Origin of the sequence: Synechococcus sp. CS-1333 (assembly GCF_025128015.1) — a bacterium.
Lineage (GTDB): Bacteria > Cyanobacteriota > Cyanobacteriia > PCC-6307 > Cyanobiaceae > MW101C3.
This window is the reverse complement of sequence record NZ_JAHLYO010000023.1, coordinates 1-10091: the sequence shown is the minus strand read 5'-3', so window position 1 is coordinate 10091 and position 10091 is coordinate 1. Positions and strand designations below refer to the sequence as shown.

The following is a 10091-nucleotide window of genomic DNA, read 5'->3' as shown; positions in this document are numbered from 1 at the left end:
GTAGGCCTCGCGGTAGTTCACCGTGATCCAATAGGCATAGAGCTTCGCCACCCCATAGGGGCTGCGCGGATAGAAGGGTGTGGTTTCCTTCTGCGGTATCTCCTGCACCAGCCCATACAGCTCACTGGTGCTGGCCTGGTAGATGCGCGTTTTCGGCGTGAGCCCCAGCATCCGCACCGCCTCCAGGATGCGCAGCGTGCCCATGGCATCGCTGTTGGCGGTGTACTCCGGCGCCTCAAAGCTCACCGCCACATGGCTCTGGGCGCCAAGGTTATAAATCTCATCCGGCTGCACCTGCTGGATGATCCGGATCAGATTCGTGCTATCGGTTAAATCGCCGTAGTGCAGCGTGAGCCGCGGATCCTCTTCATGGGGATCCTGATAAAGATGATCGATGCGCGCCGTATTGAAGCTGCTGGCGCGGCGCTTGATGCCGTGCACCGCGTAGCCCTTCTCCAGCAGCAGCTCGGTGAGGTACGAGCCGTCCTGGCCGGTGATGCCTGTGATCAGTGCGGTCTTGGCGGCTGGGGGCACCGGCGGGCTTCGGCGTGGATTTGATGCCAACAAACTACGCCGAGAAGGCAAAAATGTCTGGCCTGGTCCGGTGGGTCACGTGGCTACTCACACACGTCACGATCGCGCAGGCCTGCGCATCAAGGAATAGGGGACATTGCTGTTCTTGCTGTTGGGATGGCTACCGCCATGGCGTTTCGGCCAGGCGCTGCAGGCACCACGCCCCGAAACTGCCATGGAGCGCTGCTCCGTGGGGGGCAGCCGCCGGCAGCGCCTCAGCCGCCGCCGCCAGCGCCGCCAGCCAGGCAACTCCATCGTCGCCGTCGGGCCGCTGCCAACCCACCCCCAGCTCCACCGCCTCCGTCGCCAGCCAGCCCTCGCCGTAGCCGGCCGCCGCCGCCGGCAGGCCCAGCGCGGCGCGGCTGGCGGCCCATTGCCACACCATGCCGCTGCTGCGCTGGCCGTAGCGCCGTGGGTCGTAGGCCAGCAGCGCCACCGGGCAGCGCGCCAGCCAGTGCTGCATCGCCCCGCTCTCGATCTCCCCCTCCAGCAACACCAGGCCGATGCCGGCCGCCTCCGCCCGCTGCAGCAGCTGCCGCTCCTGCGGCTCCAGCCCCGTGTGGCTGTGACGGTGAAACAACCAGCCCCAGCCGGCCAGCGCTGGCGGCACCCCTTGCTCCACCAGGCTCTCCAGCACCGCCAACGCTTCCGCCCGGCCCTTGCCGGCTTTCAGGTCACCCCAATGCAGCAGCACCAGCGGCGGTGCTGCCGCCGGCAGCGGCTGCGGCGTGCACCCAGCTCCCACCACCGCCGGGTGCACGCCGCCATCGCTCAGCCCGGTGGCCGCCAGCAGTGGCGCATACAACCCCTGCTGCTGCCGGCTGGGCAAGGCCAGCGTGAGCTGGTGGCCCTGCTGCGCCGCCGCCCTGGCCAACGCCGCCAGCGCCACCCGGCAGCAGGCCGTGGCCTGGGCGTCGCCAGCGGCGCCATCCAGCCGTTCCCCCGGCGCAAACATCAGGCTCACCAGCACCCTCGCCGCCGGCGCCCCTGCCAGGTAGCGCGCCAGCCCCAGCAACTGAAACGGCAGCAGGCTGTGGGCCAGCCAGGCGCTCACCGGCGCAGCCGGCGCCGCCGCCGCCAGCGCCAGCTGCTGCTCCAGCCGCCGCGCCAGCTGCAACGCCCCACCCAGTTCCAGCCACAGCCGCGGGTCCACATAGCCGCAGCCGCTGAACACACCCCGCAGCGGCTGCGGTGCCGTGGCCTCCGCCTCCAGAGCCACATCCGCCCACAGCTCCGCCTGCCACCCGCCCTGGCGCAGGGCCGCCAGCAGCGGCCGGTTCACTTCGCCGTGGTGCCCCACCGTGCTGGCGTAGGCCGGATCCACGATCACCAACCGGGCCATGGCGGTTTAACCCCGTCGCCGGCAACGTAGGCGACAGAATCCTGTTCATCCATTCCGGAGTGCCGATGGCCGATCTGCTGGAGCTGGGCCGGCGCGGCCATCACACGGAACTGGCCCAGCACGCTGCCGCGGCACGCTCCAGCGCGGCTTGGTCGGCGGCTGCCGCGCTCGAATTCGCCTGCGCCTGGCTGCTGGCCGGTGATCTGCGCCAGGCGGATCTCGCTGTGCTGGAGGCCGATCAGTGCGACCCCTCCCTCGGCCTGGTGCCGGATGTGTGGGGCCTCTGGCCCGCACCACCCGCCCAGGAGGGTGCGGAGCGCCAGCAGGCGCTGGCCTGGGCGGAGCGTTACCGCGCCTGGCGCCGGCCCGATCCCCAGGCCCTCTGGCAGCAGCTGCTGCCCCGCCTGCAGGCCCATTGGAAGCTGGCTCTGGAACCCGATCTCGGCGATCTGCTCCTGATCCTTTCCCGCACCTCTGAGGCGGCGTCCGCGCCCCTCGATCCGCCCCTGCAGCCGGAGCTGGCGCTCTTGGTGGGCGATGCCGAGATCGCCGCCGAACCCGCCGCCAGCAACCGCTACTGGCAGCTGCTGGCCAGCCTCTGGCCCCAGTGGGCCCTGGCCCGCATCCGCGCGGCCGATCTCGCCCTCGCCCGCGGTGAAGTGGAGGCCAGTGGCCGCTGGCTGCAGGAGCCATCAGCCGCCGCCCAGGCCAATCCCTGGTTCCACGATGTGGTGGCCCGCCACGCCGTGCAGCGCGGCGCCGTCGACGCCGCCCTTGACGCCTGGGCGGAAGCGATCCGCATGGCCCAGGCCGATGCCAGCACCACCGGCCTGGCGGAGCTGTTTGAGCAACGCCGCCGCGAGGCCCGGCGTGGTCCGGGGGTGCTGCAGGTGCGCAGCCTCGCCAACCGCGGTGAGCTGGAAGCCGCCGGCGCCCTGCTGGAGCGGCTGCTGACCGACGATCCCCAGTGGCAGCCGCTGCGCAGCCTGAAGGAGCAACTGCGCGCAGGGCTGCCCTCAGCCGCTGCGGCCGGGCCGACTGACCCGCCTGGTGGGATGGCGGAAGGAAGAGAGGCAGGCCCCGATTGGCTCGAGCGGGCCACGGAGCGGTTGCAGGCTCTTGGTGTGGCCCCGCCGCCCCTGTCCCCGCTGGCGCCTGACGCTGACATCGACGCCATCACGCGCCGGTTCAGCGACTACGAAGCCCGCTTCGCACTGGCCTGATCAGGCACTGGCCTGAACACCATCAGCCCTGCCGTTCCACGCGTTCCAGCAGCGCCTCAATCAGGCCTTCCGCCCGCTGCAGCTGTTCGCGCTGGCGCTGCACCAGCTGCTCCTGCTGCTGCTGGGCCAGGTAGGTGGTTTCCAGCTCTTCCTGCACCTGCTGCAGCATCAGCAGATTCAGCTCCGCCTCATCGCGGGCCTCCTCCAGCTGGCTGCGGAGGCTGACGATCTGCGCCTCCAGGTGCTGGGGGTCGGCGGCCGTGGCGTGGGTGGGTTCGCTCATCGGCGATACCTTAATCAAGTTCACCGAGTAACAATCGATTGGAGCCAACGGTCGCTGTTGCCTCATCCCCCTCCGCGGCCGCGCCCCATGTGGAGGTGCAGCGGTTCACCGATTTCGCTGGCTTTGAAGCCTTCATCCAGCGCAACCATCACCTCTGGAGCCAGCAGGTGCAACAGGCCCTGCGCCTGATCGCCCTCAACGGCATCCTCGATCCGATCAGCGGATCCGCCCTGCCGGCCAGCGCCCTGCAGCTGAAGGGCAGCAATTACCGCGAAACCCTGGAGGTGCACGGCTGCCTGGCGCGCCATCGCGCCCTGTGGTTGTTGATGCAGGAGCTGATCAACAACGGCGAGGTGCCCGCCGCCGCCGAGCTCGACCTCTACTGCCCTGAAGCGATCACCCCGTTCGCCCAGCTCCTGCGCCAGCGCTTCCCCCGGGTGATCTGCAGCGAATACCTCCCCGATCCCGGCGATCCGCAACGCGAGCACTTCTCCCATCAAGACCTCTGCGCCCTCACCCTGGGCGATGCCTGCGTGGATCTGGTGCTCTGCAACGAGCTGTTCGAGCACCTCTACGACCTGCCCGCCGCTCTGTCGGAAATCGCCCGCATCCTGCGGCCCGGCGGCCATCTGGTGGCCACCTTCCCCTTCGCTTACAACCGCTACGACACGATCGTGAAAGCACGCCACCGCCCCAGCGCGGCGCCAGGCGTGGCGGCTGAAGCCGAACTGCTGGAAGAAGCGGACTATCACGGCGATCCCGTGCATCCCAAGCAGGGCAGCCTTGTGTATCAGATTCCGGGTTGGGAGTTGCTCGATCAGGCTCGCAAGGCCGGTCTCGCCACCCCCACCATCCATTGGGTCGCCGCCCCCAGCTATGGCATCCTCGGCCAGGAAATTCCCGCCGTGATGGTGCTGGTGGCGGGTCGAGCCTGATCACTGGCCCCAAGCACATCAACAGCGGCGCTGGTGCTCCAGATACCAGCGCACTGTCGCCGCCAGGCCCTCTTCAAAGTTGTGGCGCGGCTGCCAGCCAAGTTCTGCGCTGATGCGGGTGGGATCAATGGCGTAGCGCCGGTCATGTCCAGGCCGGTCCGTCACCGGTGTGATCAAGCGGCTGTGAGGAGCTCCAGTTGGCTTCAGCTCATCCAGCAGGATGCAGATCGCCTCCACCACCTGCTGATTGGTGCGCTCTCCATGGCCTCCCACGCAATAGCTGCCGCCCAGCTCCCCACGATTCGCCGCTAGCAGCAGCGCATCCACGTGATCCTCCACATACAGCCAATCACGCACATTGGCCCCATCGCCATAAAGCGGAATCGGCTCGCCGGCCGCCGCCTTGAGGATCACCACCGGGATCAGCTTCTCGGGGAACTGCCAGGGGCCGTAGTTGTTGGAGCAGTTGGTGAGCACCACCGGCAGGCCGTAGGTGTGGTGCCAGGCGTTCACCAGGTGGTCGCTGGCCGCCTTGCTGGCTGAATAGGGGCTGCGCGGGTCGTAGAGGGTGGTCTCCGAGAAGCGCCCCGCGGGCCCCAACGAGCCGAACACCTCATCGGTGCTGATGTGGTGGAAGCGGAAAGTGTCGCGGCGTTCAGCCGGTAGCTGCTCCCAGTGGCTGCGCACCGCCTGCAGCAGGTGGAAGGTGCCGTTCACGTTGCTGGCGATGAACGCCGCCGGGCCCTCAATCGAGCGGTCGACATGGCTCTCGGCCGCCAGATGCAGCACCAGATCCGGATCCGCCTGGCGCACCGCCGCCTCCGTGGCCGCCGCGTTGGTGAGGTCCACCCGCAGCAACTGGTGGCGGCTCTGCCCATCGGGGCAGAGGGCCCGAGGGCCGAGCTCCGCCAGTACCCCCTCGATGCTGGTGAGATCGCTGGCGTAGCCGCACTTGTCGAGGTTGAACACCAGCGCCTCGGTTTCGCGCAGCAGCCGGCGCACCACCGCACCGCCGATAAAGCCGGCGCCGCCGGTCACCAGGATGCGGTGGCGGCCGGCGAGGAGGTCTGAAACATCGGGTGGGCTGGTTGCAGACATGGGTGAAGCGGCCAAGGGATGATGTAGTACAGGTGTACAAAACTGGCGGCGATCGGAATCGGGCCGCACTGCTTAGGGCGAATCAAGCGTCTCAGGATCTGGATCCGGCGCCGCCCTGGTGGCGGCCTGGGTTTGCTGAGCTGGTCACGATTCCAGCTCCGCTTGCCAGGGATTGAGGGTCGCCACCCCGGTTGGTGTGAAGTGCCGCGGATTGCGTGTCACCACCGTGAGGCCCCGCTCCAGCGCCGTTGCAGCGATCAGCAGGTCGGCACCGTCGTGGCCGATCTCGGCTGAGAGCTGCCCCCAGCGACGCGCCACGCCCACGTCCACAGGCAACAGCCGATCGCCATACAGCCGCAGCAACTGGTCTAGCCATCCCGCCAACTGCAGCGCAAATCCGGCATCGGTGGTGCGCTTGCGGGCAATGCCCCGTTCGATCTCGCCGATGCTCACCACACTCAGAAAACAATCCTCCTGCCGCTGCCTGCCGATCCAGGCCACCACACCCGGATCACGCTGGCGCAGCCGCAGTTCGGAGAGCACCATCGTGTCGATCAAGAACACGGGAACTCCCTCGGCGTCAGGGGCATCCGCTCGAAGCCCTCGTCGTCTTGCGGCATCTGCAGCAACAGTTCGGACAGCGAGGGCGCGTTGGCCACGTCGAGGCGCTGCAGTCGCTGGTAGTCCTCGGCCGACAGCACCACACTCACCCACTTGCCACGGCGCGTCACCTTTTGTGGTTGGCCCAGGGCGGCCGCATCCACCACCGCGCTGAAGCGGTTCTTGGCGTCCTGGAGGGTCCAGATGGCATCCATGGCCGTGGTAGCTAGCTGATCCAGCTAGCCTAATGCTGGCGATCACGCCACGGCCTCCAGCAGCTGACGCAGCGCCTGACGCCAGTGCAGCGCAGGCAGGGCAAGCACCTGGCGGGTGCTGGAGGTTTCCAGCAGCGAATAGCTGGGGCGTTGCGCCGGGGTGGGGTAATCGGCTGTGGTGAGCGGGTTCACAGCGGCCATTCGCTCCAGCAGCCCCAGCTCCACGCCCAGCTCGCCCACCGCCACGGCCACGTCGTACCAGCTGGCGGCACCGGCCTCGCTCCAGTGCAGGATCAGCGGCAAAGGCCTGGCGGGTGGTGAACCGGCCACCTCAATCAGCCGCCAGCAGGCCGCCGCCAGGGTGAGCGTGCTGGTGGGGCAGCCCACCTGATCCGCCACCACACCGATCTGCTGCTTCTCCCGGTGCAGCCGCAGCATCGTGAGCGCAAAGTTCCTGCCCACCGGCCCCATCACCCAACTGGTGCGCAGGATCACGCCCTTGCCGCCACGGCCCAGCACTTCTTCCACCGCTTCTTCGCCGGCGGCCTTGCTACGGCCGTAGACCCCCAGCGGCGCACGCTGCTGCTCCGTGCGATACGGACTGCCCTGCTGGCCGTTGAACACAAAATCAGTGCTCACCTGCAACAAGCCTCCGCCGCTTTCCAGCAGCGCCTCGGCAAAGGCGCGCGGCGCGGCGCCGTTCACCGCCAGGGCCAGCTCCGGCTCGCTTTCGGCTTTGTCCACCGCCGTGTAGGCGCCGCCATTGAGCACCCAATCGGGACGGTGTGACCGCACCGCCGCGCGGCAGGCCGGGGCATCCGCGAGATCCAACGCCATCACGCCCTCGCCGCCGCTGCGGCTGCTGGCGATCAACTCCACCCCCGCAGGCACCTGCTGGCGCAGGGCCTGGCCCAGCTGGCCGGCAGCGCCGGTGAGCAGCACTTTCACGCGAACACCTCCCCGGCGGCCAGCGCCTGCGCCAGCGTGGGGGCGGCGGCATCCTTCACGGCCAGCAGCGGCTCGCTGATCCCCAGCGGCGCCAGCGGCCAAGCGATCGCCACCTCTGGATCGTTCCAGCGCAGCGAGCGCTCGCAGGCCTTGCTCCAGAAGCCGCTCGCCTTGTACAACACCTCGGCTGTGTCGCTGAGGGTGAGGAAACCGTGGGCAAAACCCACCGGCACCCACAGCTGCTGCTGGTTGCCGGCACTCAGCTCGGCAGCCACCCACTGGCCGAACGTGGGCGAGGGGCGGCGCATGTCGACCGCCACATCAAAGATGGTGCCGCTGGTGCAACGCACCAGTTTCCCCTGGGGCTCAGGTTCCAGCTGGTAGTGCAGCCCTCGCAGCACGCCACAGCTGGAACGGGAGTGGTTGTCCTGAACAAAGGTGGTGGGCGTACCCACCGCTGCATCAAAGCGGCGCTGGTTCCAGCTCTCGAAAAAGAAGCCCCGCTCATCGCCAAACACCTGCGGCGTGATCAGCAGCGGCCCCTGCATCACCACGCCGCTGGCCGTGCTGAGCCGCTCAACCTGCATCGCTTCTCTCCTGCAGCAGCGACAGCAGGTAGCTGCCGTAGCCGCTTTTCTTCAGCGGCAGAGCCAGCCCCTCCAGCTGCTCGCCGCTGATCCAGCCCTGCCGCCACGCCACCTCCTCCGGACAGCCCACCTTCAAACCCTGCCGGTGCTCCAAGGTGCGGATGTAGCTGGTGGCCTCGTGCAACGAATCGCAGGTGCCCGTATCCAGCCAGGCCATACCGCGGCCCATCAGCTCCACCTTCAGCAGCCCCTCCTCCAGGTACTGCCGGTTCAGATCGGTGATCTCCAGCTCACCCCGCGCCGAGGGCTGCACCCGCTCGGCCCGCTCCACCACGGTGTCGTCATAGAAATACAGCCCCGTTACCGCATAGCGCGACTTCGCACGCTTCGGCTTTTCCTCCAGGCTCAGCACCTGGCCCTGCGCATCGAACTCCACCACCCCGTAGCGCTCTGGATCACGCACCGGGTAGGCAAACACCGTGGCCCCCACGCCGCTTGCACAGCAGGCCTGCAACTGCACGCTCAGGTCGTGACCGTGGAACAGGTTGTCCCCCAGCACCAGCGCCACCGGCGCCCCATCCAGAAATCTGGCACCGATCAGAAACGCCTGGGCCAACCCATCCGGGCTCGGCTGCACCGCATAGCGAATGGCCATCCCCCAGGCGCTGCCATCGCCCAGCAACCGCTCGAACGACGGCTGATCCACCGGCGTGGTGATCACCAGCACATCGCGAATTCCCGCCAGCATCAACGTGCTCAGCGGGTAATACACCATCGGCTTGTCATACACCGGCAGCAACTGCTTGCTCACCGCCTGGGTGATCGGATGCAGGCGCGTGCCACTGCCACCGGCCAAGATAATTCCCTTACGCATCATCCCTTGAGGCCATGGCCAGCAAGCTCACGGGGCAACAGTTTAGGCGTGAAATCAGAGGAATTCAATCCAGGATTCTGCCAATCAAAACGCCACCAAACCCGTAAAAGATGATGGGTACAGTTTCCACATTCATAACGCGGGGGATCTGATTTCTGTTGGCTCAGAAGCTCCAGCATCAGCACATTCAGCCCTCCGAACCGCAGCATACTCACGCGCGCCAATGTACAGCGCTTCGGTGGTAATGCTCACTATCGCCATGGCCGCCTCCAGCAGGCTCCAGTGAACCTGCTCCACCCCAAAAGGGCACACCCTTCGGGCGCAGTCACCTGGATGGGGGCTAAAGCCTCGCGCTGCCACTGTTGGCAAATTCGGCCACCGTGCCCGCCAGCCCCTCCGCCAACGGGATGCGGGCGCGCCAGCCCAGGCCCGCCAGGCGGCTCACGTCCAGCTGCTTTTTGGGGGTGCCGTCGGGCTTGGTGCTGTCCCACTCCAGGCTGCCGGCAAAGCCAGTGGCGGCCGCCACCGCTTCCGCCAGCTCGCGGATCGTGAGATCCACGCCCGTGCCCACATTCAGAAACTGCAGCTCTTCCGGCCCCGGCTGCCAGCGCTCCAGCGCGAACACGCACGCCTCGCCCAGATCATCCACATGCAGGAATTCCCGCAGCGGTGTGCCGGTGCCCCAGCAGGTCACGCACGATGCCTTGGCCAGGGCCGCCTCATGAAACCGCCGGATCAAGGCCGGCAGCACATGGCTGTTGGTGGGGTGGTAGTTGTCGCCAGGCCCATACAGATTGGTGGGCATCAGGCTGATCGCATCGAAGCCGTGCTGGATCCGCAGTGCCGCACACCGCTGCGCCAGGCACTCTCGATCACGTTGTTCTGGATCTTGAGGTTGTCGAGCAGGAAATCAGCCGGATAGCTGCTGTTCGCCGCAATGCCCCCCACCTTCGCGGCCGCCAGCACCACCACCGTGGGCTGATGCGCCGCAAACCAGGCCGCAACTGCGCTTCTCGCGTGCCTTGGTGGGATCACCCAGCAGCGTTTCCACCTCCGCCGGCCGGAAGTAGCGCGGGTCGATCCGCACCACCACTTCGCCGCTGCTGCTGCAGCATCCGCCACTGCATCTCCACGTAATCCCTGGCGTGCCCCCAATCACGCAGCGAATCGATGTTGCCCATGTAGAGGCAATCCTCCAGCCCTTCGTTGATCCGTGCCAGGCCGCGCGTGATCTTGCGCGTCACAAACGTTTCACCCCGCCGGGGTGATTCGTGGTTGAACAGAATCCCATTGCAGGCATACATGCCGTAGGCCTCGCGGTAGTTCACCGTGATCCAATAGGCATAGAGCTTCGCCACCCCATAGGGGCTGCGCGGATAGAAGGGTGTGGTTTCCTTCTGCGGTATCTCCTGC

General features: G+C 67.4%; 11 protein-coding genes and 2 pseudogenes. 2 read left to right on the top strand and 11 right to left on the bottom strand.

The features are described 5' to 3' along the window. Positions 1 to 534, bottom strand: a 534-nt coding sequence (locus tag KQ303_RS09710) for a GDP-mannose 4,6-dehydratase (protein WP_259730107.1), incomplete at its 3' end; no start/stop codon positions are given. 160 nt (positions 535 to 694) lie between these two features. Next, entirely contained in the window at positions 695 to 1915 is a 1221-nt protein-coding gene (locus tag KQ303_RS09705; protein ID WP_259730106.1) for a hypothetical protein, read from the bottom strand. 59 nt (positions 1916 to 1974) lie between these two features. Here KQ303_RS09705 and KQ303_RS09700 point away from each other — a divergent pair, with 59 nt between their 5' ends. Further along, positions 1975 to 3138, top strand: a complete 1164-nt coding sequence (locus tag KQ303_RS09700) for a hypothetical protein (protein WP_259730105.1) — start codon at positions 1975 to 1977, stop codon at positions 3136 to 3138. 22 nt (positions 3139 to 3160) lie between these two features. Here the strand turns inward: KQ303_RS09700 and KQ303_RS09695 are convergent, their stop codons facing one another. Further along, positions 3161 to 3421, bottom strand: coding sequence for a hypothetical protein (locus KQ303_RS09695; protein WP_259730104.1), 261 nt, complete (start codon positions 3419 to 3421; stop codon positions 3161 to 3163). A 38-nt stretch (positions 3422 to 3459) separates the two neighbouring features. Here KQ303_RS09695 and KQ303_RS09690 point away from each other — a divergent pair, with 38 nt between their 5' ends. Further along, positions 3460 to 4356, top strand: coding sequence for a class I SAM-dependent methyltransferase (locus KQ303_RS09690; protein WP_259730103.1), 897 nt, complete (start codon positions 3460 to 3462; stop codon positions 4354 to 4356). Positions 4357 to 4374: 18 nt separating this feature from the next. Here the strand turns inward: KQ303_RS09690 and rfbB are convergent, their stop codons facing one another. From rfbB to KQ303_RS09650, 8 genes and pseudogenes are all read right to left on the bottom strand, one after another. Then, on the bottom strand, positions 4375 to 5454 hold the full coding sequence (rfbB, locus tag KQ303_RS09685; RefSeq protein ID WP_259730102.1) for a dTDP-glucose 4,6-dehydratase: 1080 nt from the start codon (positions 5452 to 5454) through the stop codon (positions 4375 to 4377). Positions 5455 to 5598: 144 nt separating this feature from the next. Next, positions 5599 to 6018, bottom strand: a complete 420-nt coding sequence (locus tag KQ303_RS09680) for a type II toxin-antitoxin system VapC family toxin (RefSeq protein WP_259730101.1) — start codon at positions 6016 to 6018, stop codon at positions 5599 to 5601. Then, positions 6009 to 6269, bottom strand: coding sequence for a type II toxin-antitoxin system Phd/YefM family antitoxin (locus tag KQ303_RS09675; protein WP_094511913.1), 261 nt, complete (start codon positions 6267 to 6269; stop codon positions 6009 to 6011). Before KQ303_RS09675 ends, KQ303_RS09680 begins: the two co-directional genes overlap by 10 nt. Positions 6270 to 6311: 42 nt before the next feature. Continuing rightward, the gene (gene rfbD, locus KQ303_RS09670; protein WP_259730100.1) at positions 6312 to 7217 is read right to left on the bottom strand and encodes a dTDP-4-dehydrorhamnose reductase; all 906 of its coding nucleotides are present in this window, start codon (positions 7215 to 7217) and stop codon (positions 6312 to 6314) included. Continuing rightward, positions 7214 to 7804: a dTDP-4-dehydrorhamnose 3,5-epimerase gene (gene rfbC / locus KQ303_RS09665; protein ID WP_259730099.1), complete on the bottom strand. Its 591-nt coding sequence runs from the start codon at positions 7802 to 7804 to the stop codon at positions 7214 to 7216. Before rfbC ends, rfbD begins: the two co-directional genes overlap by 4 nt. After that, positions 7794 to 8681 (bottom strand): glucose-1-phosphate thymidylyltransferase RfbA, encoded by an 888-nt coding sequence (gene rfbA, locus KQ303_RS09660; RefSeq protein WP_259730098.1) that lies wholly within the window; start codon positions 8679 to 8681, stop codon positions 7794 to 7796. The genes rfbC and rfbA overlap by 11 nt, the downstream gene beginning before the upstream one ends. A gap of 337 nt (positions 8682 to 9018) precedes the next feature. After that, positions 9019 to 9761: pseudogene (locus tag KQ303_RS09655) on the bottom strand (NAD-dependent epimerase/dehydratase family protein); the annotation flags it as partial. Further along, positions 9688 to 10091 (bottom strand): annotated as a pseudogene (locus KQ303_RS09650) (GDP-mannose 4,6-dehydratase); the annotation flags it as partial. The pseudogenes KQ303_RS09650 and KQ303_RS09655, both read right to left, overlap by 74 nt.

Bases quoted from the DNA above. Each gene is read 5' to 3' on its own strand.
- KQ303_RS09705 (WP_259730106.1), bottom strand. From the start codon at position 1,915: ATGGCCCGGTTGGTGATCGTGGATCCGGCCTACGCCAGCACGGTGGGG.
- KQ303_RS09695 (WP_259730104.1), bottom strand. From the start codon at position 3,421: ATGAGCGAACCCACCCACGCCACGGCCGCCGACCCCCAGCACCTGGAG.
- rfbB (WP_259730102.1), bottom strand. From the start codon at position 5,454: ATGTCTGCAACCAGCCCACCCGATGTTTCAGACCTCCTCGCCGGCCGC.
- KQ303_RS09675 (WP_094511913.1), bottom strand. From the start codon at position 6,269: ATGGATGCCATCTGGACCCTCCAGGACGCCAAGAACCGCTTCAGCGCG.
- rfbC (WP_259730099.1), bottom strand. From the start codon at position 7,804: ATGCAGGTTGAGCGGCTCAGCACGGCCAGCGGCGTGGTGATGCAGGGG.
- rfbA (WP_259730098.1), bottom strand. From the start codon at position 8,681: ATGATGCGTAAGGGAATTATCTTGGCCGGTGGCAGTGGCACGCGCCTG.